The sequence below is a fragment of the Blautia segnis genome (genome assembly GCF_014287535.1).
Classification (GTDB): Bacteria; Bacillota; Clostridia; order Lachnospirales; family Lachnospiraceae; genus Blautia_A; species Blautia_A acetigignens.
Genome location: NZ_JACOOT010000035.1, coordinates 55,934 through 82,008, shown reverse-complemented (window position 1 = coordinate 82,008; position 26,075 = coordinate 55,934). Strand labels below are relative to the sequence as shown.

Annotated in this window: 27 protein-coding genes; 25 read left to right on the top strand and 2 right to left on the bottom strand. The window is 48.6% G+C overall.

Going from position 1 to position 26,075, the window contains the following annotated elements; genetic code table 11:
• Positions 1-260 precede the first annotated feature (260 nt).
• The 22 genes from H8S54_RS15060 (at position 261) to H8S54_RS14955 (ending at position 20,697) form a co-directional block, all read left to right on the top strand.
• Positions 261-1,484 (top strand): FtsW/RodA/SpoVE family cell cycle protein, encoded by a 1,224-nt coding sequence (locus H8S54_RS15060; protein WP_021924301.1) that lies wholly within the window; start codon positions 261-263, stop codon positions 1,482-1,484.
• Between the two features lie 176 nt (positions 1,485-1,660).
• Positions 1,661-1,894, top strand: coding sequence for an acyl carrier protein (gene acpP / locus H8S54_RS15055; protein ID WP_021924300.1), 234 nt, complete (start codon positions 1,661-1,663; stop codon positions 1,892-1,894).
• A 293-nt stretch (positions 1,895-2,187) separates the two neighbouring features.
• The gene (gltX, locus tag H8S54_RS15050) at positions 2,188-3,642 is read left to right on the top strand and encodes a glutamate--tRNA ligase (protein ID WP_117851554.1); all 1,455 of its coding nucleotides are present in this window, start codon (positions 2,188-2,190) and stop codon (positions 3,640-3,642) included.
• Positions 3,642-5,468, top strand: coding sequence for an ATP-dependent helicase (locus H8S54_RS15045; RefSeq protein WP_186901748.1), 1,827 nt, complete (start codon positions 3,642-3,644; stop codon positions 5,466-5,468). Before gltX ends, H8S54_RS15045 begins: the two co-directional genes overlap by 1 nt.
• A 146-nt stretch (positions 5,469-5,614) precedes the next feature.
• Positions 5,615-6,763, top strand: coding sequence for a YncE family protein (locus H8S54_RS15040; protein WP_021924297.1), 1,149 nt, complete (start codon positions 5,615-5,617; stop codon positions 6,761-6,763).
• 127 nt (positions 6,764-6,890) lie between these two features.
• Positions 6,891-7,757, top strand: a complete 867-nt coding sequence (spoIIIAA, locus tag H8S54_RS15035) for a stage III sporulation protein AA (protein WP_243000203.1) — start codon at positions 6,891-6,893, stop codon at positions 7,755-7,757.
• Entirely contained in the window at positions 7,754-8,269 is a 516-nt protein-coding gene (locus tag H8S54_RS15030; RefSeq protein ID WP_021924295.1) for a stage III sporulation protein AB, read from the top strand. Before spoIIIAA ends, H8S54_RS15030 begins: the two co-directional genes overlap by 4 nt.
• A gap of 19 nt (positions 8,270-8,288) precedes the next feature.
• Entirely contained in the window at positions 8,289-8,483 is a 195-nt protein-coding gene (gene spoIIIAC / locus H8S54_RS15025; RefSeq protein ID WP_021924294.1) for a stage III sporulation protein AC, read from the top strand.
• Between the two features lie 7 nt (positions 8,484-8,490).
• Positions 8,491-8,877 (top strand): SpoIIIAC/SpoIIIAD family protein, encoded by a 387-nt coding sequence (locus H8S54_RS15020; protein WP_173766427.1) that lies wholly within the window; start codon positions 8,491-8,493, stop codon positions 8,875-8,877.
• Positions 8,874-10,124 carry a stage III sporulation protein AE gene (locus tag H8S54_RS15015; protein WP_117851567.1) on the top strand — a complete coding sequence of 417 codons (1,251 nt, stop codon included), beginning with the start codon at positions 8,874-8,876 and terminating at the stop codon, positions 10,122-10,124. Before H8S54_RS15020 ends, H8S54_RS15015 begins: the two co-directional genes overlap by 4 nt.
• A 71-nt stretch (positions 10,125-10,195) precedes the next feature.
• Positions 10,196-10,762 (top strand): stage III sporulation protein AF, encoded by a 567-nt coding sequence (locus H8S54_RS15010; RefSeq protein ID WP_186901746.1) that lies wholly within the window; start codon positions 10,196-10,198, stop codon positions 10,760-10,762.
• Complete coding sequence (locus H8S54_RS15005) at positions 10,686-11,096, top strand: hypothetical protein (protein WP_243000205.1); 411 nt, start codon at positions 10,686-10,688, stop codon at positions 11,094-11,096. Before H8S54_RS15010 ends, H8S54_RS15005 begins: the two co-directional genes overlap by 77 nt.
• 11 nt (positions 11,097-11,107) lie before the next feature.
• On the top strand, positions 11,108-11,794 hold the full coding sequence (locus tag H8S54_RS15000) for a SpoIIIAH-like family protein (RefSeq protein ID WP_021924289.1): 687 nt from the start codon (positions 11,108-11,110) through the stop codon (positions 11,792-11,794).
• A 258-nt stretch (positions 11,795-12,052) separates the two neighbouring features.
• A complete protein-coding gene (locus H8S54_RS14995) occupies positions 12,053-13,642 on the top strand; it encodes a peptide chain release factor 3 (protein ID WP_117851571.1) in 1,590 nt (529 codons plus the stop codon).
• 107 nt (positions 13,643-13,749) lie between these two features.
• Positions 13,750-14,136: an Asp23/Gls24 family envelope stress response protein gene (locus H8S54_RS14990; protein WP_021924457.1), complete on the top strand. Its 387-nt coding sequence runs from the start codon at positions 13,750-13,752 to the stop codon at positions 14,134-14,136.
• Between the two features lie 104 nt (positions 14,137-14,240).
• Positions 14,241-14,798, top strand: coding sequence for a transcription antitermination factor NusB (gene nusB, locus H8S54_RS14985; protein ID WP_021924456.1), 558 nt, complete (start codon positions 14,241-14,243; stop codon positions 14,796-14,798).
• Positions 14,791-16,005 carry an exodeoxyribonuclease VII large subunit gene (xseA, locus tag H8S54_RS14980; protein WP_021924455.1) on the top strand — a complete coding sequence of 405 codons (1,215 nt, stop codon included), beginning with the start codon at positions 14,791-14,793 and terminating at the stop codon, positions 16,003-16,005. Before nusB ends, xseA begins: the two co-directional genes overlap by 8 nt.
• On the top strand, positions 15,998-16,222 hold the full coding sequence (xseB, locus tag H8S54_RS14975) for an exodeoxyribonuclease VII small subunit (RefSeq protein ID WP_021924454.1): 225 nt from the start codon (positions 15,998-16,000) through the stop codon (positions 16,220-16,222). Before xseA ends, xseB begins: the two co-directional genes overlap by 8 nt.
• Positions 16,206-17,102, top strand: coding sequence for a polyprenyl synthetase family protein (locus H8S54_RS14970; RefSeq protein ID WP_117851740.1), 897 nt, complete (start codon positions 16,206-16,208; stop codon positions 17,100-17,102). The genes xseB and H8S54_RS14970 overlap by 17 nt, the downstream gene beginning before the upstream one ends.
• A 13-nt stretch (positions 17,103-17,115) precedes the next feature.
• Positions 17,116-18,978 (top strand): 1-deoxy-D-xylulose-5-phosphate synthase, encoded by a 1,863-nt coding sequence (gene dxs / locus H8S54_RS14965; protein ID WP_186901745.1) that lies wholly within the window; start codon positions 17,116-17,118, stop codon positions 18,976-18,978.
• A 4-nt stretch (positions 18,979-18,982) separates the two neighbouring features.
• Entirely contained in the window at positions 18,983-19,810 is an 828-nt protein-coding gene (locus H8S54_RS14960) for a TlyA family RNA methyltransferase (RefSeq protein WP_117851578.1), read from the top strand.
• 8 nt (positions 19,811-19,818) lie between these two features.
• Positions 19,819-20,697, top strand: a complete 879-nt coding sequence (locus tag H8S54_RS14955) for an NAD(+)/NADH kinase (protein WP_021924450.1) — start codon at positions 19,819-19,821, stop codon at positions 20,695-20,697.
• Here H8S54_RS14955 and H8S54_RS19465 read toward each other — a convergent pair.
• Complete coding sequence (locus H8S54_RS19465; protein WP_408610293.1) at positions 20,588-20,854, bottom strand: DUF6783 domain-containing protein; 267 nt, start codon at positions 20,852-20,854, stop codon at positions 20,588-20,590. The two genes, H8S54_RS14955 and H8S54_RS19465, sit on opposite strands and share 110 nt — an antisense overlap.
• On the opposite strand from H8S54_RS19465, the gene argR reads away from it, so the two are divergent.
• Positions 20,829-21,284, top strand: a complete 456-nt coding sequence (gene argR / locus H8S54_RS14950; RefSeq protein ID WP_021924449.1) for an arginine repressor — start codon at positions 20,829-20,831, stop codon at positions 21,282-21,284. The genes H8S54_RS19465 and argR overlap by 26 nt on opposite strands.
• Before the next feature lie 174 nt (positions 21,285-21,458).
• A complete protein-coding gene (gene recN / locus H8S54_RS14945; RefSeq protein ID WP_021924448.1) occupies positions 21,459-23,141 on the top strand; it encodes a DNA repair protein RecN in 1,683 nt (560 codons plus the stop codon).
• A gap of 356 nt (positions 23,142-23,497) precedes the next feature.
• On the opposite strand, the gene spoIVB is transcribed toward recN, so the two are convergent.
• The gene (spoIVB, locus tag H8S54_RS14940; RefSeq protein WP_117851582.1) at positions 23,498-24,712 is read right to left on the bottom strand and encodes a SpoIVB peptidase; all 1,215 of its coding nucleotides are present in this window, start codon (positions 24,710-24,712) and stop codon (positions 23,498-23,500) included.
• 538 nt (positions 24,713-25,250) lie between these two features.
• Here spoIVB and spo0A point away from each other — a divergent pair.
• Positions 25,251-26,057, top strand: a complete 807-nt coding sequence (spo0A, locus tag H8S54_RS14935; protein ID WP_021924445.1) for a sporulation transcription factor Spo0A — start codon at positions 25,251-25,253, stop codon at positions 26,055-26,057.
• Positions 26,058-26,075 lie beyond the last annotated feature (18 nt).

Below are 26,075 nucleotides of genomic sequence, written 5' to 3'. Positions count from 1 at the left end.
ACAAAACGTCATAAAACGCTAGTGAAATATGATTAATTTTAAAAATAAAAAAAGCCTGTCAGCCGCTAAATAAAAGGCTTTCAAGCTACAAGCAAACATGTGATGCTGCAAAACTGTGGATGATCCTGCCCCTTTCTTTATGGGTTCATGGGGCGGAACCCTTATACTCCCTTGCGTCCCCAAAAGGAGTCTGCTATAATGAAACAAATTGGGAAGAGGACTAGAAACTGACATAGAAAGAAACAGGAACAGGTGATTCAATGGATGCTGCGAAAAACAAAAAGGCAGGTGCCAGGTCAGCAAAGAAGAAAAAAGGCCTTGCCTATGAAATCCGAAAAGCACTGAAAATCGGGAAATCGGACTACTATGACTTCAATCTGGTAGCGGTCATTATCCTGATCATGTGCTTCGGTCTTATTATGCTTTACAGTACAAGCTCCTACATGGCACAGATCAATGAAGGGGACGATATGTTTTATTTCAAGAAGCAGGCTCTTTACAGCATAGGCTGTCTTGTGATGGCAATTATAGAGTCTTATTTTGACTATCATCTTCTGCAGAAAATCCCTATGCTGATCTATTTTGCAGCTGTGGTGCTGATGGTACTTGTTAAAACGCCTCTTGGAGTAACCTCCCACGGTGCCAGAAGATGGCTGAAGTTAGGAGTTCAGTTCCAGCCTGCAGAGGTCGCCAAGATCGCGGTGATCATCTGTCTGTCCTATCTGATCGTGAAAATGGGCAAGCGTGTGAAAACCTTAAAGGCATCTATGGTACTTCTCGGGGTCGGAGGCTTCCAGGCATTTCTTGCATACTGGCTGACACAGAACTTAAGTACTGCTATTATTATTTTCGGAATTACAGTTGGTCTGGTATTTATTGCACATCCAAAGACCAAGCCTTTTATTCTCGTGGCAGCAGTGGGAGTCGTTCTGGCAGCAATCCTGGTGTATGTTGTTTCCCGCATGGATGTAGTAGAGGGAAGCTTCCGTCTGCGCCGTATCCAGGTATGGCTTCACCCGGAGGCAGATGCAAGCGGAGACGGCTATCAGACTCTGCAGGCCCTTTATGCCATTGGTTCCGGCGGCTTTTTTGGAAGAGGGCTTGGAAACAGTATCCAGAAGTTAGGAAGCGTGCCTGAGGCACAGAACGATATGATCTTTTCCATTATCTGCGAGGAACTGGGAATCTTTGGGGCACTTATGGTGCTGGCCCTGTTTGCCTATCTTTTGTACAGACTGTTTTTTATTGCCCAGAATGCACCGGATCTGTTCGGTTCCATGCTGGTAAGCGGTGTGTTTATACATATTGCCCTTCAGGTCATTATGAACGTGGCGGTTGTGCTGAATCTGATGCCGAACACAGGTGTTACCCTGCCCTTTATCAGCTATGGAGGAACCTCGGTTTTGTTCCTGATGGCAGAGATGGGACTGGCCCTCAGCGTGGCGAGACAGATTAAATTCCAGGAACCGGAATTTATACTATAATTCTCTTGACAAATGCGCCACCAGATTATATACTTTCCGCAGTGTATGAAATACGGCGCAAGAGAAGCCGAGAACCTGGCTGCGAAATCATGTGAAGAATGATTTTGATGCATCGCGAAGGGCGTAACTGTGAGGGTGATGAACGGTTACGATATTTATTTAAAGGAGAATGAACAATGTTAGAAAAGATGAGTGAAATGATCGCAGAGCAGCTTAACTGCGACGCAGAGACAATTACCGCAGATACTTCTTTTAAGGATGACTTAGGAGCAGATTCCCTTGACCTCTTCGAGCTTGTTATGGCTCTGGAAGATGAGTACAACATTGAGATCCCGGCAGAGGAGCTTACAGAGCTGAATACAGTTGGCGACGTAATCGACTACCTGAGAGATAAAGGAATCGACGCATAATTTTTACGCGCGCTGATCTCCCTGAGGCGGACCTGCTTCGGGGAGATTTTTTTCGGCATTTCCCAGAAATTTTGTCCGGGAAAGCCTATAGACATTTTTTAACCTTTAGGTATATAATAATGTTAGGGTCAAAAAGTCTTTTGCCCCTGATATCATATAATGGGAAAAGACAGAAAAGATGCGGCGCGACACCCATTTTGAGAAATCTGCCAGAGCCTTTTTCAAACGTGCTCCAGGGCAGGTATCGATAGCGGGAAACAGCCGCAAATAAAGAAACAGGAGAAACAATTATCATGACGAAGATCAGAACCAGATTTGCACCAAGCCCTACAGGCAGAATGCATGTTGGAAATTTACGAACCGCGTTATACGCATATCTTATTACCAAGCATGAAGGCGGAGATTTCATCCTCCGTATTGAAGATACAGACCAGGAGCGCTATGTAGAGGGCGCTGTTGACATTATTTACCGCACCATGGAGAAGACAGGCCTTCTTCATGACGAGGGACCGGATAAGGACGGCGGATACGGACCGTACGTACAGAGCGAGCGCCAGGCACAGGGCATTTACCTGAAATATGCCAAACAGCTTGTAGACCAGGGAGACGCTTACTACTGCTTCTGCCAGAAGGAAGAACTGGAGAGCATGAAGCGCGTAGTTGCAGGCAAGGAGATCTCTATCTATGACAAACGCTGCCTGAAGCTTTCCAAGGAAGAAGTACAGCGCCGTCTGGATGCAGGCGAGCCCCATGTAATCCGTTTCAACATGCCTACAGAAGGAACAACCACCTTCCATGATGTAATCTACGGAGACATCACAGTAAACAACGAGGAGTTGGAGGATCTGATCCTGATCAAATCCGACGGATACCCAACCTATAACTTTGCCAACGTTGTAGACGACCATCTGATGGGAATCACCCACGTAGTAAGAGGAAACGAGTACCTTTCTTCCTCTCCGAAATACAACCGTATTTACGAAGCCTTCGGATGGGAAATCCCTACCTACGTACACTGCCCGCTGATCACAGACGAGACACATGCCAAGCTGTCCAAGCGTTCTGGACATTCTTCCTACGAGGATCTTCTGGACCAGGGATTCGTTTCCGAGGCAATTGTAAACTACGTTGCACTTCTTGGATGGAGCCCGGCAGACAATAACGAGATCTTCAGCCTCCAGGAACTGGTTGAGAAATTTGATTACCACCACATCAACAAGTCCCCGGCTGTATTTGATATCAACAAGCTTCGCTGGATGAACGGCGAGTATATCAAGAAAATGGATCCGGACGTATTCTATGAGAAAGCACTTCCATACATGAAGCAGGTTCTCACAAAGGACTTCAACTTTAAGAAGATCGCAGGTATGGTTCAGACCAGAATCGAGACCTTCCCGGATATCCCGGCGCTCATCGATTTCTTTGAGGCTGTTCCGGAGTACGACGCATCCATGTACTGCCACAAGAAAATGAAAACAAACGAAGAGACTTCCCTTACCGTACTCAAGGAAGCTCTTCCGGTTCTGGAGGCACAGGAGGATTACACTAACGATCCGCTTTTCGCTTCCTTAAGTGAATTTGTCAAGGAGAAAGGCTACAAGAACGGTTATGTAATGTGGCCGCTTCGTACAGCTGTTTCCGGCAAGCAGATGACTCCTGCAGGCGCTACTGAGATCATGGAGATCATCGGCAAGGAGGAGACCCTCCGCCGTGTAAACGCAGCTATTGAAAAGCTTGAAAATCTGTAATGAAAAGAAATCCATCTCAATTAAGAGCAATCGCTCACCTGTCAGGACCTATGATGGTTCTGGCAGGCCCCGGTTCGGGGAAAACCTCAGTGATCGTTGAAAGAACTGCATATATGACTGGTGAGGGCAAAATACCCGGATCCTCTGTTCTTGTTGTGACCTTTTCCAGGTCTGCTGCCAGAGAAATGAAGGAGCGCTTCCTGAAATTTACAAGACAGGCCTCTACGGATGTGACCTTCGGAACCTTCCACGGCGTGTTTTACGGCATTTTAAAGCATGCCTACGGGCTTGGCGCGGGAAATATTCTCTCCGAGGAGGAAAAGTACGCCATTTTGAAGGAAATGACCCTGGAATACGGACAGGAGCTGGCCCAGGAAGGGGATTTCCAGGAGGATGTGGCAAAGGAGATCAGCGTGGTAAAAGGAAACCGGATCGCCCTGGATCACTATTATTCCTCCTGCTGCCCGGATGATGTGTTCCGGCAGATTTACACAGGCTATCAGAAAACCCTGCGTGAAAGGCGGAAACTGGATTTTGATGACATGCTTCTTTGCTGTTACCAGTTGTTTGACAGGAGAAAGGATATTCTGGCAGCGTGGCAGAATAAGTTCCAGTACATTATGGTGGATGAGTTCCAGGACATTAATCACCTCCAGTACGACATTGTGCGTATGCTGGCAAAGCCAAGGGACAATCTTTTCATTGTGGGGGATGACGACCAGTCCATCTACCATTTCCGCGGCGCCAAGCCGGAAATCATGCTGAACTTTACCAAAGATTATCCAAAGGCGGAGACTGTGCTTCTGAACATCAATTACCGCTGTACCAAAAACGTGCTTCAGGCTGCCATGAACGTGGTGGACTGCAACAAAAAGCGTTTCCAGAAGCAGCTGTCTACTCCAAATGAACAGGGAAAGCCTGTGCGCATGATGGAGTTTGACAATCCAAGGGAAGAGTATATGAGAGTTTCCGCTTTTCTGAAAAAGCGCCTGGATGCAGGGGAAGACCTGGAGGATACGGCAGTTCTTTTCCGCACCAACCAGGAGGCAGAGGGGCTTGTAGGCGCCCTGATGGAGTATCAGATTCCTTTTACCATGAAAGAACAGCTGCCCAATCTGTTCCGCCACTGGATCAGCCGGAATCTGATGGCGTACCTTGAGATGGCAGCAGGAGACCGAAACAGAAAGACGTTTCTGGAAATCATGAACCGCCCGAACCGCTACATTGCAAGGGATGCCCTTACATCTGCTACTGTTTCTTTTGATGCCCTGCAGGAATTTTACAAGGATAAGGACTGGATGTGCGACCGGATCACCACCCTGGAAACCCATCTTCGGATCCTTTCCACCCTGGCACCTTATGCGGCTGTGAATTTCATACGAAAGGGAATGGGCTACGAGCAGTACTTAATGGAGTATGCCCAGTACCGGAAAATCCGCCCGGAGGAGCTTCTTGAGGTCCTTGACCGGATCCACGAGAGCACCAAGGGGATGAAAACCCTGGAAGAGTGGCAGGCCTACATTGAGGATTACACAAAAAAGCTTACCGAGCAGGCGAAAAAGCAGGAAAAGAAACGGGAGGGAATTGTGGTGTCCACCCTTCATGCAGTAAAGGGCCTTGAGTACGACAAGGTTTACATTATGAATGTAAATGAGGGCAGCATCCCCTACAAAAAGGCGGTTCTGAAGGAAGCCCTGGAAGAGGAGCGCAGGCTTTTCTATGTGGGAATGACCCGTGCGAAAAAAGAACTGACCCTGTGCTATGTGAGACGGCAGTATGAGAAGGAAAGAGACCCATCCAGATTTCTGGAGGAAACCGGTCTGTAATATTTCCCCTTGTAAACACCAGGAATATAAAGTATAATGTGGAATGTTGTGCGAAACAGTACAGCATTGCAGCAAATGAGAAACAGAACCATTTGTCTGCCGTGAAAAGGCAGGCAGTGACCAGTTGCAAAAAGCAGTGGAGATAAATGACGAAAAAACTGAAATGGAGAAACCGCTTATTCTGGATCCGGATCCTGATCATGATCCTGGTCCTTGCGGGTTCTTACTGCGCTTATGCGTTTATATACAGAGGAAGAAATGAGCCGCCTGCCAAGCGGAAGGTTACCAACCAGGAGGCGGCCTATTACACCTTAAGAGGGCAGATCCAGATGCTTTCCCAGAAGGAAGAGCTGATGGCATTTGCCTTTGATGATCGGAAAAAAGAGCGGGAATACGGAACCTATATCATTCCCGGATTGAAATCAACCAGAACCCTTCTTACCAGCGAGGGTGATATGCCGGCCATGTGCACCACTATGACGCCTCAGGGGCTGGCTGTAACGGAAGACTATGTTTTTGTAAGTGCCTACTGTCATGCGAAGAAGCATAACTCTGTGATCTACATGATCGATAAGGAGTCACACAGATTTATTAAAGAAATTGTTTTGCCCGGACAGCCTCATGTGGGCGGTCTGGCCTATGACAGCGAGCACCAGATTCTGTGGTATTCCTCCAATACCCAGGAGCTTGCCCAGGCGGTAAGCCTTACCATGGAATCCATCAAGAATTATGACTATGATAAGAGCCAGCGTCCCATTGCGACCAACCAGATCGCCAGCCTTTACGGAATCGTAAGGGATTCCTTTATGACCTTTTATGAGGGTTGCCTGTACGTTGGCTGTTTTACTAAATATACGGAAAGCGCCATTGCAAGATACGCAGTGGACGATGAGGGAAATCTGATCAATACCATGGATGAGGGACTTGGAATGAACTTCGAGATGGCAGTGCCTCTTGATTATTCCACCATCTCCGAGCAGGCACAGGGAATGACCTTTTATAATGACAAGCTGCTGTTGTCCCATTCCTTTGGAATTCTGCCTTCCCGCGTGGTATTTTACGAGAAATCCGACAAGCGTCTTTACGTAGATGAAAATTCAGCCATCAGCTATCGTTTCCCGGAGCGGATCGAGCAGATCTTTGTGGACGGGGACGATCTGTATGTGCTGTTTGAATCCGCTGCCTATGCATACAGCGCAGCATCCGTGAATATAGTGGACAGGGTATTAAAGCTGAGCCTTCCAAGAATGGAAGAATACCAGAAAAGTACCCAGAACTCTGTAAGCCAGTACTAGAGCTTTTTTCAAACACGTTCTAATGTGCATGAATCCGGGATTGTCCACATATATTAAAATTGAGAGGTGATACAAGATAGAAGCAGAGCAGATCCAGAACCTGTTTGCAGGCAATATCCGCAGACTGTTGATAAATGCAGACCTTGATTATGACAAAATATACGAGATCCGCCTGAGAGTGGGGCGCCCCCTGTTTTACACCTATGACGGCGGTGAGGGGTTTCTCACTGACGAGGACGGCAAATATGTGGTGACCCGGGAAGATTTAAAGGAAACCATGGAGTACGTAAGCGGCTACTCCTTGTATTCTTATGAGGATGAGGTCCGCCAGGGCTTTCTCACTGTTCAGGGCGGCCACAGGGTAGGCGTTACCGGAAAGGTAATCCTGGATGGAAATGAGATCCGGGGAATGAAATATATTTCCTGCATCAATGTGCGCCTTGCCCATGAGGTGGTAGGCTGTGCAGACCCGGTGATGCCTTACATCCGAAAAAGAGACTGGGTGGCCCACACTCTGATCGTTTCCCCGCCAAGGGGAGGCAAAACCACTCTGCTTCGTGACATTATCCGCCAGCTCAGCAACGGGAAAGAAAAATTCCCGGGAATGACAGTGGGAGTTGTGGACGAGAGAAGTGAGCTTGCAGGGTCCTATCAGGGCGTTCCCCAGAATGACCTTGGCATGCGCACCGATGTGCTGGACGGCTGTCCCAAAGCGGAAGGCATGGAGATGCTGATCCGTTCCATGTCCCCGGCAGTTGTAGCTGTAGATGAGCTGGGACGGGAAGAAGATTTCAAGGCCGTGGAATCGGTGATCCACAGCGGCTGCAAGGTGATTGCAACAGCTCACGGCAATTCCATTGAGGATGTGATCCAGCAGCCCTTATTTGAAAATCTGGTGCGAAGACGGGTGTTTGAGCGCTACATTTTCCTGGATAGGGGAGATCATGCAGGAACCATACAGGGAATCTATGACAGAAACGGGAGGCGTTGTTGAAAACAACAGGGATCATTCTGATCATTTTTTCAGGAACCGGTCTTGGGCTTTGCAAAAGCATGGAGTTGTCTGGAAGACTGAAAATACTGGAGAGGCTGGCTCAGCTTCTTCTGCTGTTAAAGGGAGAAATCCGCTGCACGGGAGCTTCTCTTGAGGATGCCTTTTTAGATGTGGCGAAAAAGATGCCGGGAGAGTACAGGCTGTTTCTGGAAGAGATGGCCGGAAGGATCGGGGAGAGATCCGGCATTGCCTTTGAAGTTATTTTCCGGGAATGTGCCTTTAAGTGCCTGCCTATGGAGAAAATTTCGCCGGAAGAGCAGGAGTGCTTACTTTCTCTTGGGGAAAAGCTGGGATATCTGGACAAAGAGATGCAGGTGGCGCAGCTGACCCTTCTGGAAGAGGAATTAAGGGAACGGATCCGGGAACTGAAAAGCGGGATGCCGAAGCGGCAGAAAATGTACCAGAGCATGGGAATTCTGGGCGGGATTCTGCTTGCTGTGCTGATGTGGTGATGCCAGAAAGGAGGAGCCCTTGGAAGTCAGTATTATTTTTAAAATTGCTGCTGTAGGGATCCTGGTCTCTGTACTTTCCCAGGTGCTCAAGCACAGCGGCAGAGAGGAACAGGCATTTCTGGTCAGTCTTGCGGGACTTCTGGTGGTGCTTTTCTGGATCGTACCTTACATTTATGAGCTTTTTGACAGTATTAAAAAATTGTTTGAGCTATAGGTGGAATATGGACATTATAAAAATTTCTTTATTAGGCGTATGCGGTGTGATGCTCGGCTTTCTCATGAAAGGAACCAAACCGGAATACGCCTGTTTTATTACTGTGGGGATCGGGCTTGTGATCATGGGACTTGCTGTGGGAAAAATCCGGTATCTGTTTGAATCCCTGGGGAAAATCCAGGAAGCCCTGCCTGTGGATACGGAATATATTTCCACTCTGGTAAAAATGGTAGGAATCACCTACATCGGGCAGTTTGCTTCCGGAATCTGCAAGGACGCCGGGTACAGCACCACAGCGGCCCAGATCGAACTGTTCTGCAAGCTGTCTGTGATGGTTCTGAGTATGCCTGTGCTTATGGCGCTTCTTCGGACCATTCAGGAGTTTATGGTATGAGACCTAGCGGTGGGAGAAGGAAAACGGATTGGCGCAGAATCGTTTTGGGCTTGCTGCTGGCGCTGTTTTGCGGGCAGTTCTGCTCCAGGCAGGTAAGTGCCATGGAAGAGAGAAAGCAAAGTAATTCCTATGGGCTGCAAACGGAAAAGGATGCAGATGAGACCAATGCTGGAACGGTTTCGGGAACTTCAGATCCGGTTTCCCAGGAACTGGTTTCGGACATGTCCTTTGAGCAGGTTCAGAAGCTGATGGACGAGATGCTTGGGGAAGAGAGTTTTTCCATGGAAACAGCTCTGAAAAATATGATAAGCGGGGAAACTGTATTTTCAAAAGAGGCGGTGCAAAGCTTTTTGCGCAGCCTCTTTTTTGATCGATTGGAGCAGGAACGGGCCAACTTTATGCGCATTCTTCTGCTGGTGCTGGCGGCCGCCTTGTTTTCCAATTTTGCTGCAGTGTTTGAAAATGGGCAGATCGGGGATGTGAGCTTTTATATGATCTATCTTCTTTTGTTCACGATCCTGATGAACAGCTACCAAAGTCTTGGGATTTCCCTGGGAAAACAGCTGGACTGGCTGACCCAGTTTATGAAGGGACTTGCCCCTGCCTATTTTGTGGCGGTTTCCGCGGCAAGCGGGGCATTGACTGCCACTGCTTTTTATCAGGGAGTGCTGCTTCTTGTCTGGCTTGTGGAATGGCTGCTGCTCACCCTGATCCTGCCGGGAGCCAATTTGTACGTGCTTCTTTGCCTGGTAAATCATCTGTCAAAGGAGGACATGCTCAGCAAAATGGCAGAGCTTCTGGAAACCTTGATCAGCTGGAGTCTGAAAACCATGCTGGGGGCTGTGCTTGGGCTTCAGGCTGTGCGGGGGCTTGTGGCGCCTGCCATGGATGCCATCAAGCGGACTGCCATCGGCAAAACAGCGGGAGCCATTCCGGCAGTGGGAAATGCGGTGAACGTGGTGACAGAGCTGATTCTCACTGGTGCCCTTCTTGTGAAAAACTGCCTGGGCGCGGTGGCTGTGGTGGCTCTTCTTCTGGCTGGTGCAGGACCGGTGATCCATTACGGCGTACTTTCCCTTAGCTACCGTTTCCTTGCCGCCGCGGCCCAGCCGGTGTCAGATAAGCGGATTGTGGGCTGCCTTGGAACCATGGGAGAAGGGTGCGCCATGCTCCTTCGGATCATGATCACGGCGGAGGTGATGTGCATCCTTACCTTTGTGATTCTGATGGCGTCTGTTGGTGGGTAAATATGGAGTTATTGCCGATAGGCGGTCTGTTTGGGGAATGCAGCAGAAGCCAGTCAGGAAGGAGGTGTGCTATGAAGGAAGCCATCTATAGCTGGATCAAATGTCTTGCCATCTTTTACATTCTTCTGACCATGCTTCTCCACTTAGTCCCAACAGAGAAATACCAGCGCTATGTGCGTTTTTTCATGGGCCTGGTTCTCATGGTCATGCTGGTCACGCCCGTGCTTTCCCTTTTGGAAAAAAGCCGTCAGCTGCCAGACAGTTTTTCGGGACTTTACCAGCAGGAAGAGCAGAAGCGCATGGAACTGGAAATGGAGAATCTCCAGAAAAACCTGCTGGAAACAGGAATGGAGGAGCAGCTTGGAGAAAATATTCTGGAAAGTTTGCAAAAGAATGGCATAGAAGTCCTGTATTGCGAAGTACATATAGAAGGGGAGCTTTTAAAAGCCTCTGTATGGACCAAAGAGGTGCCGGATGAGGATCTTGAGGGGAGGATAAAGGATGAACTTGGAAAAGAATGGGGAATCCGGGCTGAAAACTGTGAGATCCTTTCTGGGGAAGATGGGAACCAGACAGTGGGTGATCCTTCTTCTTCTGGGACTGCTTCTGACAGTGATCGCACTTCCGGTGTCCGATAAAAAAGGGGAAAAAAGTTCGGGGAAAGGCCAAAGCACCGGGATTTTTACAGATACTGCTTCTGACGATGCAGAGGTACAAAGAACTGCACTGGAAGAAAAGCTGGAGGACCTTTTGTCAAAGGTTGAGGGTGTGGGGGAAGTGCGCGTAGTACTGATGACAGGGGAGAATCCGGACAGCCAGAGCTTTTACAGCTCGGGAAAGGAAACTGTCACAGGGGTGCTGATCGCAGCCCAGGGAGCCGACAATTCTGTTGTTTCCCGGAATATTGTAGAGGCAGTTATGGCATTATTTCAAGTAGATGCCCATAAGATTAGAGTAATGAAAATGAAATGAGGAGAGGTAAAGTGAAAAAGATTCTGAAAAAAAACCAGGTAATCATTACTTCGCTGGCGGTTCTGATCGCAGTTGCCGGATACCTGAATTTCGCGGATGTGGATCTGGGATTTAAGGATCAGGCGGCAAGCACGGACGGCAGCAGTATCCTGGAAGATGTGGATTATGACCTTACCGATGAAACAGCCCTTCTGGATGAGAACGGGGCAGATGGCTCTCTTTCGGATGTGTCGGATCAGGCAACCAGCACACCTGGGGAAGCTGTACTTACGGCTGCGTCGGATTTTGCAGCCCAGGCCAAATTGTCCAGGGAGCAGATCCGTTCCCAGAACAAGGCAGACCTGCAGGCGATCATCAACAACCAGGAGCTTGGAGATGACCAGAAGCAGGAGGCAGTCAGCACCATGGTATCCATGGCGGACCTGACGGAAAAGGAATCTGCTGCAGAGCTTCTTCTGGAGGCAAAGGGCTTCGAGAACGTGATCGTCAACCTCACCGGGGAAACGGCAGACATCGTAGTGCCGGAAGCAGACCTAAGCGATGCCAAAAGGGCACAGATCGAGGACATTGTAAAGCGCAAAACCGGAATCGCCCCGGAGAACATTGTGATCACGCCGCTGAACGAGAGCATGGAAGACTCTGCAGATGAGACTGCATCCATGTCAACATCTGTAGATATCGATGACGATACCCCTTGATGATACCATTCACTGGTAATATTCCGCGAGGTGTTTTTTGTGAACAAAGTTCACAGAAAACCCGAGAACTTCGGCGCGAAATCATGCAAAGCATGATTTCTGTGCATCGCGAAGCGTGTTACTGTGCACGAAGTGAACAGTAACCCCTTGACAGTGCGGTATTCCGTATAATAGAATAGGAATGCTGTAAAAAATTAGGAACGCATTCATGAAGCGTGCCGCCGCAAGCGGCATATATAGATCAATAGGAGGCTAAACGTGTCGAAGTATACGAAAGAGATAGAAAAAAGAAGAACCTTTGCCATTATTTCCCACCCGGATGCAGGTAAGACCACTCTTACAGAGAAATTCCTGCTGTATGGCGGAGCCATTAATCTGGCCGGAAGCGTAAAAGGAAAGGCAACGGCCCGCCATGCAGTATCAGACTGGATGGAAATTGAGAAGGAGAGAGGTATTTCCGTTACTTCTTCCGTACTGCAGTTTCATTACGACGGATATTGCATCAATATCCTGGACACCCCCGGACATCAGGACTTCTCAGAGGATACCTACCGTACCCTGATGGCTGCGGACTCCGCAGTTATGGTAATTGACGGTTCCAAAGGTGTTGAGGCCCAGACCAGAAAGCTGTTCAAGGTCTGTGTAATGAGACATATTCCTATTTTTACCTTTATTAACAAAATGGATCGTGATGCCAACGACACCTTCGATCTTCTGGATGAGATCGAGAAGGAGCTTGGAATCGCAACCTGTCCTATTAACTGGCCAATTGGTTCCGGTAAGAAATTCCGCGGTGTTTACGACCGCAACACTAACAAGATCCTGACCTTCTCCGATACCCAGAAGGGTACCAAGGAGGGAAGCTTCGAGGAGATTTCCCTGGATGATCCTCACGTGCTTGAGGTGATGGACCCGGAGCAGAAGGACCAGCTTCTTGAGGAAATCGAGCTTCTGGACGGCGCAAGCGCAGAGTTTGATCAGGAGATGGTAAGTAAAGGAGAACTGACTCCTGTATTCTTTGGATCAGCTCTTACCAACTTTGGTGTGGAGACTTTCCTGGAGCATTTCCTGAAAATGACCACATCCCCTCTTCCAAGAATGGCAGACTGCGGCCTTGTAGATCCTATGAGCGATGATTTCTCCGCTTTTGTATTTAAGATTCAGGCCAATATGAACAAGGCACACCGTGACCGAATTGCCTTTATGCGTATCTGCTCCGGCAAATTTGACGCTTCCCAGGAGGTTTACCATGTGCAAGGCGAGAAGAAGATGAGACTTCTCCAGCCCCAGCAGATGATGGCAGAATCCCGCCATGTGGTAGATGAAGCTTATGCAGGAGATATTATCGGTGTCTTTGACCCGGGTATTTTTTCAATTGGTGATACCATCTGTGCACCGGGAAATAAATTTGCTTTCGAGGGAATCCCGACTTTCGCACCGGAGCATTTTGCAAGGGTAAGACTTCTGGATACCATGAAGAGAAAGCAGTTTGTAAAGGGCATCAACCAGATTGCGCAGGAAGGTGCCATCCAGATTTTCCAGGAGCTTTACGGAAATATGGAAGAGATCATTGTGGGCGTTGTAGGTGTGCTTCAGTTTGATGTTTTGAAATATCGTCTGGAAAATGAGTATAACGTGGAGATCCGCCTGGAGAACCTGCCTTATGAGCATATCAGATGGATCGCAAACAAAGAGGAAGTCAATGTGGACAAGATCGCGGGAACCTCTGATATGAAGAAGGTTACCGACCTGAAGGGCAATCCGCTGCTTTTGTTTGTCAATGCATGGAGCGTGGGCATGACAGAAGATCGAAATCCAGACTTAATATTAACAGAATTCAGTAAATAACTCTTTTCATTTTTGCGGCATTTTGCTATAATAGGAATACTTAGATGGTTCGCAGCTGTGGATGTGTGAAGCAGCTGCGATGGATTAAACCTAGGAGGTTTTGAAATATGGCAGAGAAGAGAACAACATATAAGATACAGGATCTTGAGGGAATCGGCGAGGTTCAGATCGCAGATGAGGTGGTTACTATTATTGCCGGACTTGCAGCTACAGAGGTAGACGGCGTTGCTTCCATGGCAGGCAACATTACCAATGAGCTGGTAAGCAAGCTTGGAATGAAGAATCTTTCCAAGGGCGTGAAGGTAGAAGTTCTGGACGGCGTTGTAACCGTTGATCTGACACTGAACATTGAGTACGGCATGAACATCCTCGAGACCAGCAAGAAGGTCCAGGAGAAAGTCAAGGCAGCCATTGAGAACATGACCGGCCTTGAAGTGGCAGACGTCAATATTCATATTGCAAGCGTAGATATGGAGAACGAAAAAGGAAAGTAAACCTTTCCTTTTTTTACTATGACTTTCATAGTAAAAAAAATAAAAATGTCTGCGTCAGCAGACATTACCCTGTAATTATCCGGGAGTCATAAATAGGAGGAACCATGAGAAGAAGGGAACAGAGAGAACACATTTTCAAGCTGCTTTTTATGAGCGAATTCAATTCACAGAAAGAGATGGAAGAGCAGCTTGCTTTATACTTTGCTGATATTGAGAATCTGGAAGAGAAGGATAAGGAATACATCAGCAAAAAATATATGAACATTATGAACCATACCGATGAGCTGGATGCCAAGTTAAACGGCATCAGCATGGGATGGAAGACCAGCCGTATGAACCGCGTAGACCTTACCGTGCTTCGTCTGGCTGTCTATGAGCTGGAATATGAGAAAGAAGAAGTGCCTGTAGGAGTTGCCATCAATGAGGCAGTAGAGCTGGCCAAATGCTTCGGCTCCGAGGAGTCCGGCGCATTCGTAAACGGTATCCTTGGCAAGATCGCCAATCCGGATAAGAAGGTTGCTGCAAAGAAATCTCCTGCCAAATCCCAGGAGAAATCCCCTGCAAAACCGAAGTCCGGCTTCAAGGTGAAGGATTCGTCCAAGACCATCGTTGTCGTGAACTCCAATGTGAGATCCAAGGCACCGGAAAATAAGAATGAATAATGTATATTCTGTAGCGCAGGTAAACCGTTATGTAAAGAACATGTTTACCCAGGACTATTTTTTACAGAATATTTATGTAAAAGGCGAGGTATCCAACTGCAAATACCACACAAGCGGCCACATTTATTTTTCCCTGAAGGACGAAAGCGGTACCTTAAGCTGCATTATGTTCGCTGGCTCCCGCAAGGGACTGGCTTTCCGCATGAAGGACGGGGACAAGGTTGTGGCAGGCGGCAGGGTGGACGTGTATGAGAGGGACGGACGCTACCAGTTTTATGCCAGGGAGATCACCCTGGAAGGGGCAGGTGCCCTTTATGAGCGCTTTCTTGCCCTGAAGCAGGAGCTAGAAGACATGGGCATGTTTGCACAGGAATACAAGCAGCCTATTCCGGAATTTGCCCGCAGGGTGGGAGTGGTTACTTCCCCTACAGGTGCAGCCATCCGGGACATTGCCAACGTTTCCACCCGGCGCAATCCATTTGTCCGGACTATTCTTTATCCTGCACTTGTGCAGGGGGAGGGGGCGGCTGCCAGTATTGTAAAGGGAATCCAGATGCTGGATGAAGCCGGCGTGGATGTGATCATTGTAGGCCGGGGCGGCGGTTCCATTGAGGACTTGTGGGCTTTTAATGAGGAAGAGGTGGCAAGGGCAATCTTTGAATGCCGTACGCCAGTGATCTCCGCAGTGGGTCACGAGACCGATTTTACCATTTCGGATTTTGTGGCGGATCTTCGTGCACCCACTCCGTCAGCAGCGGCTGAACTTGCTTATTTTGACTGCAGAAGCTTTCTGGATGCCATGCAGGGCTACCAGGAGCGAATCGAACGTGCTATATGGAACCGGATCGATGTGAACCGGGCGAAGGTGGAGCGTTACCAGACACGCCTTCAGTACCTGAATCCGGAGAGCAGGTTAAGAGACCAACAGCAGTATGCGGCGGACATGCAGGAGCGGATTTCCTCTGCTATGGAACAGAAGATAAAGGATAAAAGACACAGACTGTCTCTGTATCTGGAACGGTTTTACGGACTTTCCCCACTTCGCAAGCTGAATCAGGGCTACTCCTATGTTTCAGATGAGAAGGGAAAGACCGTCACATCTGTTTCCCAGGTAAAACAAGGGGATAGTCTGCTGGTTTATGTGACAGACGGCACCATCCGTGCCGCTGTTCAGGATACAAGAAAGGAGGAGCGGGACGATGGCTGAGAACCAAAAAGAAGAGAAAACTCTGGAGGAGGCATTTTCAGAGCTGGATGTTCTGGCTGACAAGCTGGAAGACCGTGAGACCTCTCTGGAGGATTCCTTCCGGCTTTACAAGCAGGGAATGGGGCTTCTGAAATTTTGCAATGACAAACTTGACACTGTGGAAAAGAAAATGCTTCAGATGAATGAGGATGGTAGCCTTGGTGAATTTTCAAGATGAATTAAAGAAAAGAACAGAAGAGATCGAAGCTGTGTTAAAGTCCTATCTTCCTAGGGAGGAGGGCTTTGCCAAAACTATGGCACAGGCCATGAATTACAGTGTACTGGCAGGAGGCAAGCGTCTTCGCCCTATGCTGATCCTGGAGACCTGCAGAATGTTTGGCGGTGAGGACAAGCTGGCTTATCCTTTTATGGCGGCTATGGAGATGATCCACACCCATTCCCTGGTCCATGATGACCTGCCTGCTCTTGACAATGACGATTACCGCAGGGGGCGTCTGACCACCCACAAGGTTTATGGGGAAGCAATGGGCGTTTTAAGCGGCGTGGCACTTCTGAACTATGCCTATGAGGTGATGCTGACCGCTTTTGATCTGGCTGAGGACGAGAAGGCCAGAGCGCGTGTGATCAAGGCGCTGAAGGTAATGTCCCACAAGACCGGACTTTACGGAATGCTGGGCGGCCAGAGCGTGGACGTGGAAAATGACGGCAAGCCTATGAGCCGTGAAATGATCAACTATATTTACGAGAACAAAACTTCTGCCCTGATCGAAGGCTCCATGATGGCAGGCGCCATTCTTGGCGGCGCTTCAGCAGAAGAAGTGGCTGTAGTGGAAAAGGCAGCTTCCGGAATTGGACTTGCATTTCAGATCCAGGACGATATCCTGGATGTGACAAGCACTGCCGAGGAGCTTGGAAAGCCTATCCACAGCGATGAGAAGAACCATAAGACCACTTACGTGACCCTGATGGGAATCGAGAAGGCGTCACAGCAGGTGGCAGAGCTGTCAGAGGAAGCGGTGAAGCTTCTGGAAGGGCTGAATAAGAAAAATGAATTCCTGTTTACCCTGGTGAAGGAGCTGGTGGGACGCAGGAAGTGAAAGAAGGATACAAATGATTCTGGAGAAAATAAAAAAGCCCAACGATATTCACAAGATTCCTCTGGCGGAATTTCCGCAGCTGGCTGATGAAATACGAAGCTTTTTGATTGAATCCGTCAGCAGGACAGGAGGACATCTGGCATCCAATCTTGGCGTGGTAGAGCTTACACTGGCACTGCATAATGTACTGGATTTTCCAGATGACAAGCTGATCTGGGATGTGGGGCACCAGGCTTACACTCACAAGATCCTCACTGGCCGCAAGGACGAATTTGAGACTCTGCGCAAGGAAGGCGGCTTAAGCGGTTTTCCAAAGCGTGGAGAGAGCAGCTGTGATTCCTTTGATGCAGGGCACAGCTCAGATTCCATTTCCGCAGGCCTCGGCTATGTGAGAGCCAGGGATATTCTGGGTGAGAAATACCATGTGGTTTCTGTGATCGGAGACGGAGCCCTTACCGGCGGAATGGCATATGAAGCCCTTAATAACGCAGCGGAGCTGGAGACGAACTTTATCATTATCCTGAATGATAACAATATGTCCATTTCCCCCAATGTAGGCGGAATGTCCCACTATCTTAGCGCCATCCGTACCGCAGAGGCGTACACCGGAATGAAAATGAGCGTTAACAAGGCTGTGAAGAAGATTCCACATGTGGGAACTGCCATGGTGGATGCCGTGCGAAGAACCAAAAGCAGCATCAAGCAGTTGTTTATCCCGGGAATGCTTTTTGAGAATATGGGCCTTACCTATTTAGGACCTGTAGACGGGCACAATATGCGCCAGATGATGCGTCTTTTCAATGAAGCCAAGCGTGTGAAAGGACCGGTTGTGGTTCATGTGCTTACAGAAAAAGGCCGGGGCTATGAGCCGGCCAGACGCAATCCGGATATGTTCCACGGAATCGGGCCTTTTGATGTGAAGACAGGCAGACCTACGGAGCAGAAGTCCTGTCCGGGATATACAGATGTGTTTTCTGAGGCGCTTTGCCAGGAGGCAGAGGAAGAGAAGAAATTGGCTGCCATCACAGCAGCCATGCCGGGAGGAACCGGGCTTAAGAAGTTTTCCCAGAGGTATCCGGACCGTTTCTTTGATGTGGGAATTGCGGAGGAGCATGCGGTTTCCTTTGCCGCAGGACTTGCCCTTGGGGGCGTGGTTCCGGTTGTGGCAATTTATTCCTCCTTTTTGCAGCGCGCTGTAGATCAGATACTTCATGATGTGTGCATGCAGAAGCTCCATGTGATTTTCGCAGTGGACAGAGCGGGACTGGTAGGGGCTGATGGAGAGACCCATCAGGGGAATTTTGATATTTCCTATCTTGGCATGATGCCGGGAATGACGGTCATGGCGCCAAAGAACGACTGGGAGTTAAGGGAAATGCTGCATTTTGCAGTGAAGGCCGAAGGCCCGGTGGCAATCCGCTATCCAAGAGGAAATGCGTACCAGGGAATGAAGGAGCATCAGGCTCCCATCTGCCTTGGCAAAAGCGAGGTTTTAAGAAATGGAAGCCAGATCGCGGTTCTGGCCATTGGAAGCATGGTGGAGGTCTGTCAGAAGGTCTGCGAGAATCTCAGAAACGCAGGCAGTGATCCGACCTTTGTGAACGTGCGGTTTGTGAAGCCTATGGACACAGAGCTTTTGGATCAGCTGGCGAAGAACCATGATCTGATCGTAACCGTAGAGGAGAATGTGCAAAACGGCGGATTCGGGGAGCATGTATGCAGCTATATGGAAGAACACCATCCAGACTGCCATGTGCTGCCAGTGGCAATCCCGGATCGTTTTGTTGCCCACGGCGGCGTTGACAGCCTGAGAAAGCAGCTTGGGCTTTGTCCGTTTGCCATTACCGAAAGAATTAAGAATTACCGGAAGGAATAAGAGAATGAAGAAAAGATTGGATATGATGCTTGTGGAACGCGCTCTTGCACCTTCCAGAGAAAAAGCAAAAGCATACATTATGGCCGGACAGGTTTATGTGGACGGCCAGAAAGAAGATAAAGCAGGCTCCATGTTTGCAGATACCGTAAAGGTAGAGGTCAGGGGCAATACCCTTCCCTATGTCAGCCGCGGCGGTCTGAAGCTTGAGAAGGCCATGAACGAATTTGATGTGAGCCTGTCCGGCAAGGTCTGTATGGACGTTGGTGCATCCACCGGCGGCTTTACAGACTGCATGCTCCAGAACGGCGGCGTCAAGGTGTATTCTATTGATGTGGGATACGGACAGTTAGACTGGAAGCTTCGCAATGACCCAAGAGTGATCTGCATGGAGAAAACAAACATCCGTTACGTAGTGCCGGAGGACATTCAGGAAAGACCTGCTTTTTCCTCCATCGACGTTTCCTTTATCTCCCTGACCAAGGTACTGCTCCCTGTGAGAAATCTGCTTACCGAGGACGGCGAGATCGTCTGCCTGATCAAGCCACAGTTTGAGGCTGGCAGGGAAAAGGTTGGCAAAAAAGGAGTTGTCCGCGACCCTGCCGTTCATGAGGAAGTCATAGAGAAGGTAAGGGATTACGCCATGAGCATTGCCCTTGAGCCATGTCACCTTTCTTTTTCCCCGATCAAGGGACCGGAGGGAAATATTGAATACCTTCTTCATCTGAAGAAAAGACCGGAAGGAACCCAGGTTCCGGACAGCCTGACTGTGAAGGTGGAGGATGTGGTCGCACAGGCTCACGGAGCACTGGACAAACCGGGAGCAGCGAACTAAAACCAGTTATGAATAACTTTTATATTATAACCAACAGTGAAAAAGATAATAATCTGGAATTTACCGATCATGTGGTAGATTACCTTGGAAAACGGGGCGAACACTGTGAAGTGCAGCTTGCCGGACGGCAGGAGGAAGGTCCGTTCCACTATACAGACCCCAGGAAAATCCCGGAGGAAACACAGTGTATTATTGTGCTTGGCGGTGACGGAACTCTTCTGCAGGCCGCCAGGGATATTCAGGCAGCCCATGATGAGAAGCGCAGCCAGATTCCTCTTCTGGGTGTGAACCTGGGCCATCTTGGCTTTCTGGCAGAGGTGGACCGGCAGTCTGTATACCAGGCACTGGATAAACTGATCGCAGATATTTATGAGGTGGAGGAGCGGATGATGCTGTCTGGTACGGTATACCGGAATGGGGAAGCCATCGGGGAAGACATTGCCTTAAATGACATTGTTATTTCCAGGGAAGGCTCTCTTCGTGTGGTAAGGTTCAAGAACTTCGTCAATGATGAGTATCTGAATTCCTACAACGCAGACGGCATTATTATTTCCACACCTACAGGCTCCACAGGATACAGCCTTTCTGTAGGCGGTCCCATTGTTTCCCCAAGCGGGGAGATGACCATTATGACGCCCATTGCACCCCACACCCTGAACACCAGAAGCATTGTTTTTCCGGCGGAGGATGTGATCACAGTGGAGATGGGCGAGGGACGCCACAATGACTGCGAGAAAGGACTGGCATCTTTTGATGGGGATTCCGAGATTCCCATGATCACAGGAGACAGGATCGTGATCCGCAAGGCTGAGGTGAAGACCAGGATTCTGAAGCTGAATCACCTGAGTTTTGTTGAGGTGCTGCGCCAGAAGATGAGGGACAGCTGATCAGAGTGTGCCCCAAAATCATTCCCGCAATCTGCACGCCCCACTTTGCGGTATATGGCAGAACGGATATCATTTTGAGACAATTGCAGATCATCTGAGAATTGGACGGATATCTGCAGGGAGGTTGAGACGTGAAATTAGCAAGACATGAAAAGATTATCGAACTGATTCAGGAATATGACATAGATACACAGGAAGAGCTTGCAGCCAGATTAAATGAAGCCGGTTTTAAGGTGACACAGGCAACGGTTTCACGGGATATCCGTGCCCTGAAAATGACCAAGGTTGCAGGAAAGGACGGGAAATCCCGTTATGCGATCCTGCAGGACACACAGCCAGGACTGGGAGACCAGTACACAAGGGTGCTTAACGATGCCATTGTCTCCATTGATGTGGGACAGAATCTTGTGGTGATCAAGACCGTTACCGGAATGGCAATGGGAGTTGCCACTGCCCTGGATGCCCTGAAGTGGCCGGAAATCCTGGGCTGCATCGCAGGAGATGACACCATCATGTGCGCCTGCAAAAGCACCGAGCTGGCCGAAGGCGTTATGGAGAAGCTTGGCGGTATTTTGAACAGAAGATAAAAAGGGACGATTTGGCCAAAAGAGTTTGGAACGTTTCCGCAAAAAATAAATCGGGCAGGAATTTCCTGCTCGATTGTTGTCTGAAAAAAGCATTATCTGAAACAGCTGCCGCCGATTGTTTTTGAGGGTTTGGCTTTGGCAGCATAATATGAGCGAATCGTAAGGAGGTCAGCTTTGTTAGTACATTTACACGTAAAAAACCTTGCACTCATAGATGAAATTGAAGTGGAATTCGGGCCTGGACTTAATATCCTCACTGGTGAGACCGGTGCTGGTAAGTCCATTCTTCTTGGTTCCATGCAGCTGATCCTGGGAGGAAAGACATCCAGAAGCATGATCAGGGAAAATGCTCCCTATGCGCTGGTGGAGCTTTTGTTCCAGGTGGAGAATACGAAAGCAAAGGAGGCGCTTGCCGCACTGGATATTTACCCGGAGGACGGACAGGTATTGATGTCCCGGAAGATCATGGACGGCAGGAGCATCAATAAGATAAATGGGGAGACAAGTACGGTAAGCCAGATGAAGGCTGCAGCGGCATGTCTTCTTGACATTCACGGACAGCATGAGCACCAGTCCCTTCTTTACGAGGAGAAGCAGCTGGAGATTCTGGATGCCTACGGCCGTGAGAGGATTTTCCCGGAAAAAGAAAAGGTGAAGGCAGCCTATCAGGAATACCGGAAGTGCCAGGCAGAGTTGAAATCCCTTGATATGGACGAGGAGCAGAAGAACCGGGAGATGGCTTTTCTGGAATTTGAGATTAATGAGATCGAGAAAGCAGCCCTGGTTCCGGGGGAAGATGAGGAACTGGAGAAGCAGTACCGGAAGCTTTCCAATGGACGGAGAATTATCGATTCCCTCCAGAGTGCCCACGCCCTTACCGGGTATGACGGTCAGGGAGCGGGAGAAGCTGTGGGAGAGGCTCTTCGTGAGCTTTCCAGAGTGACGGAGTATGATGATCAGCTGGAATCCCTTTCCCAGACTTTAAGCGAGGTGGACGGGCTTCTCAACGACTTTAACAGGGAACTGTCCTCTTATATGGATGATATGACTTTTGACGAATCTGTTTTTTATGAGACAGAGCGCCGTCTGGATCTGATCAATGGCCTAAAAGCAAAATACGGACAGCGGATCGAGGAAATCCAGGAATACCAGAAAAAGCAGCAGGAGAAGCTGACGAAGCTTCAGAAATATGAGGAAATTTTTGAGGCAGCCAAGGCGGAATTAGTTAAGGCCGAGAAGAAGCTGGAAGCAGCCTGCGGCCGTCTTTCTGAAGTGCGAAGGGAATACAGCCATCAGTTGGAGGAAAAGGTGATCCAGGGCCTGAAAGATTTGAATTTCCTGGATGTGCAGTTTGCCATCACCTTTGCCAGAAGAAGCAGCTTCACAGACAACGGTTTCGATGAGATTCAGTATGAGATTTCTACCAACCCTGGGGAGACCTTGAAGCCTCTTGGCAAGATCGTATCCGGCGGTGAGCTTTCCAGAATCATGCTGGCGTTGAAGGCAATCCTTGCCGACCGTGACCAGATTGAGACTCTGATCTTCGATGAGATCGACACCGGAATCAGCGGCCGCACCGCCCAGAAGGTATCCGAGAAAATGGCAGTGATTGGCCACCACCATCAGGTGCTCTGCATCACCCACCTGCCCCAGATCGCAGCCATGGCAGATTCCCATTTCGAAATCGAGAAGCAGGTAGAAGGCACCAAGACCACCACCCAGATACATACCCTGGACCAGGAGTCCTCCATCCGCGAACTGGCCCGCCTGTTAGGCGGCGCCCAGATCACCGACGCCGTCCTCGAGAACGCAAGAGAGATGAAAAAGCTGGCAGGAGAGTGCAAGGCAGGTCTGTAGAAATACAGAACTCTTTTCATATTGGAACAGACAGAGATACTTGCAAAATGCAGGTATCTCTATTTTTTTACTTATTTTTCAGAAGAATTTTTGCAGCGGTCGGTTTCTCTTTTTATGACATAAAAGGTTACATGTGCTTCTTCGTCTGTCAGCGGGATGTTAACCCGGTCTGGGTAGCCATCCTGGACGGCGGCGAGAGCCTGTTCTTCTCCCATTACGATCCGAAGACCGTGGAGTGGTTTATGTCCATTCTGTAAAAAGATAATGGAATAAGGTTCCTATGAAATTAGGCCCGCCAGCCTGGAGTGTGCGAAACAAACTTCGGGCTGGCGGGCTTTTACTGTTTTTTTGAGCATTTATGTGTCCAGCATATTTTCAATAAAAATCCCATATCCGCTTGCCGCATCCTGAACGAAAACGTGTGTGATGGCGCCCACTACCTTGCCGTTTTGCAGCACCGGGCTGCCGGACATTCCCTGGACGATGCCGCCGGTGGTGTCGATAAGCTCAGGGTCTGTTACCTGGATTACGAAGCTTTTGTTGGAGTCCTCGTGGTTCATATCGATTCGGGTGATTTTGGCGTCATATTCCTTCACGCCGTCACCTACGTTGCACAGGATAGAGGCAGGACCGACTTGAAGTTCCTGCTTGTATCCGATTTTCATTTTTCTCAAAGCGATTGACTGCTGGGAATCACTGCCGAAATTCCCCGTAAAATTTCCATAAATTCCATTCTCACTATTAGAGTTAATTGTCCCGATCACATTATCATTCCGATACCGTATCAGCCCAGAAAGCTCTCCGGGCTTTCCCTTGGCACCTTTTTGCACTCCGAGAATCTGCGCGCAGTAAAGCTTTCCGCCCTTAATAGAAAGAAGATTCCCGGTATCCACATCACTGATCCCATGTCCCAGTGCACCGAATTTTCCATTCTCTGTAACAAAAGTCAAAGTTCCGATTCCCTGGGTATCATCCCGTACCCAGATGCCGAGCTTGTATTTGCCCGAAGAATCCTGCACAGGCGTGAGAGACACCGGAACCAGGCTGTTTTCCCTTCGGATACTCACCGTAACCGCGCTGCCGTCCAGATCCTTCAGATCGTCGATCAGGTCCTGCTTGCAGGATATTTTCTGCTGGTTCAGGGCAACAATATAGTCACCAGGCTTCAGAAGATTTTTCGCAGGATCCTGAATCTGTCCGTCGCTGGAAAGAATTTCCCCGGTGTCGATCACCAGCACGCCCGAGGTTTCCATGTAAATTCCCACGCTGCTCCCGCTGACCAGAATGCTGTCCGCCTCCGTGGGTGTCACTTTGATATCCTTAAAATGTATTTTCCCCAAAAGCGTGCAGGGCAGCTGATAGCTTCCTTCTCCCGACACCGTAATGGTATCCCCGAAAGAAACAAAAGGGATCCCGGAAAGACTGGAAAAATCTAGTCCCGAATTTCTGTCAATGTGGATTTCATCCGGAATTTTCCGGTCCAGATAACGATAGCCGAGAAATACCACTGCAAGAAGATCCAGGACCAGACAAAACAGGATAAAATGTCTGTATTTTCGTTTCTGGTTCATGTCTGTCACATCCTTTTCTTTTGTTTGTCAGATCAAATGAAGTTAGGGTCAAAAGGTTTTTTGTCCTTAACTTGATATCTGCTTCTTCGATTCTTTTTTAGTATGTGGGAAAATCATAATTTCAGTCTTGTATTTTTATGAACGGATTCCATTTCTTTCAATCATAAAATGCGAAAAATGACAAACAAAGGTTAAAATGAGACACTGTGGGGAATGCTGTCACATTATAAAATTTAATTGGGAAAATGCCTTTTTTCTGTCTGGAAAATGAGCAAAAAACCTCGAAACAAATCGAACGAAAATCCAGTAAAATCGGCAGTTTCGGCTTGATTTCCCCATGGCTGTTCCACTATAATAGACGTTGTTACAGCAAAGGAAAATTTTTCTGAAAAATGTGCAAGAGCAAACAGGGCCCAGATGTTTTGTACAAGCAATCATAGGATGCCGGACTGGTAGAAAGTGACTTTTTACCCCGGCATCAATATATCTCCGACAGAAGCCTGTTGGAGGATTTTCGAAATAGGAGGAGAATAGCCTCATGGAAAAATTGAATGTGGCAATCGCAGACGACAATGAGAAAATGGTGGAAGTACTAAGCAGAATCATTGATCAGGACGAGGATCTGAAGCTGGTTGGAAAAGCACATAACGGAGAAGAAATCTGTAATATTATAAAAGAAAAGCAGCCGGACGTGGTTGTTCTGGATATTATCATGCCCAAGCTGGACGGGCTTTCTGTAATGGAACGGTTAAGTCATGACGACAATCTGAAAAAGGTTCCCTCTTTTATCGTAGTTTCTGCTGTGGGACAGGAACGGATCACAGAGGATGCTTTTGATCTTGGGGCGGACTATTTTATGCTGAAGCCCTTTGACAACAAAATGCTTCTGAACCGGATCAAGCACATCCGCCGGGCTGGAGAACGCCGGATGAAGGAAGTGAACCGCCCCAGAAAAAGAGAAGAGGAAGGTACATACAATCCCGGAAATCTGGAAACGGACGTGACGGACATTATACATGAGATCGGAGTTCCCGCCCATATCAAAGGCTATCAGTATCTGCGGGATGCCATTATTTTATCCGTAAATGATATGGAAATGCTGAACTCCATTACCAAAATTCTCTATCCCACCATAGCCAAGCGTCACCAGACCACCCCAAGCCGTGTGGAGCGTGCCATCCGCCACGCCATCGAGGTAGCCTGGAGCCGGGGAAAAATGGACACCATTGACCAGTTATTTGGCTACACAGTAAGTAATGGGAAGGGAAAACCTACTAATTCTGAATTTATTGCCCTGATTGCGGATAAAATCCGGCTGGAATATAAAAATCGTTCTTTCCAATAGGAGGAAAATAGGGTATAA

Bases quoted from the DNA above. Each gene is read 5' to 3' on its own strand.
- H8S54_RS15060 (WP_021924301.1), top strand. From the start codon at position 261: ATGGATGCTGCGAAAAACAAAAAGGCAGGTGCCAGGTCAGCAAAGAAG.
- acpP (WP_021924300.1), top strand. From the start codon at position 1,661: ATGTTAGAAAAGATGAGTGAAATGATCGCAGAGCAGCTTAACTGCGAC.
- gltX (WP_117851554.1), top strand. From the start codon at position 2,188: ATGACGAAGATCAGAACCAGATTTGCACCAAGCCCTACAGGCAGAATG.
- H8S54_RS15045 (WP_186901748.1), top strand. From the start codon at position 3,642: ATGAAAAGAAATCCATCTCAATTAAGAGCAATCGCTCACCTGTCAGGA.
- H8S54_RS15040 (WP_021924297.1), top strand. From the start codon at position 5,615: ATGACGAAAAAACTGAAATGGAGAAACCGCTTATTCTGGATCCGGATC.
- H8S54_RS15020 (WP_173766427.1), top strand. From the start codon at position 8,491: ATGGACATTATAAAAATTTCTTTATTAGGCGTATGCGGTGTGATGCTC.
- H8S54_RS15015 (WP_117851567.1), top strand. From the start codon at position 8,874: ATGAGACCTAGCGGTGGGAGAAGGAAAACGGATTGGCGCAGAATCGTT.
- H8S54_RS15010 (WP_186901746.1), top strand. From the start codon at position 10,196: ATGAAGGAAGCCATCTATAGCTGGATCAAATGTCTTGCCATCTTTTAC.
- H8S54_RS15005 (WP_243000205.1), top strand. From the start codon at position 10,686: ATGGGAACCAGACAGTGGGTGATCCTTCTTCTTCTGGGACTGCTTCTG.
- H8S54_RS14990 (WP_021924457.1), top strand. From the start codon at position 13,750: ATGGCAGAGAAGAGAACAACATATAAGATACAGGATCTTGAGGGAATC.
- nusB (WP_021924456.1), top strand. From the start codon at position 14,241: ATGAGAAGAAGGGAACAGAGAGAACACATTTTCAAGCTGCTTTTTATG.
- xseA (WP_021924455.1), top strand. From the start codon at position 14,791: ATGAATAATGTATATTCTGTAGCGCAGGTAAACCGTTATGTAAAGAAC.
- xseB (WP_021924454.1), top strand. From the start codon at position 15,998: ATGGCTGAGAACCAAAAAGAAGAGAAAACTCTGGAGGAGGCATTTTCA.
- dxs (WP_186901745.1), top strand. From the start codon at position 17,116: ATGATTCTGGAGAAAATAAAAAAGCCCAACGATATTCACAAGATTCCT.
- H8S54_RS14960 (WP_117851578.1), top strand. From the start codon at position 18,983: ATGAAGAAAAGATTGGATATGATGCTTGTGGAACGCGCTCTTGCACCT.
- H8S54_RS14955 (WP_021924450.1), top strand. From the start codon at position 19,819: ATGAATAACTTTTATATTATAACCAACAGTGAAAAAGATAATAATCTG.
- spoIVB (WP_117851582.1), bottom strand. From the start codon at position 24,712: ATGAACCAGAAACGAAAATACAGACATTTTATCCTGTTTTGTCTGGTC.
- spo0A (WP_021924445.1), top strand. From the start codon at position 25,251: ATGGAAAAATTGAATGTGGCAATCGCAGACGACAATGAGAAAATGGTG.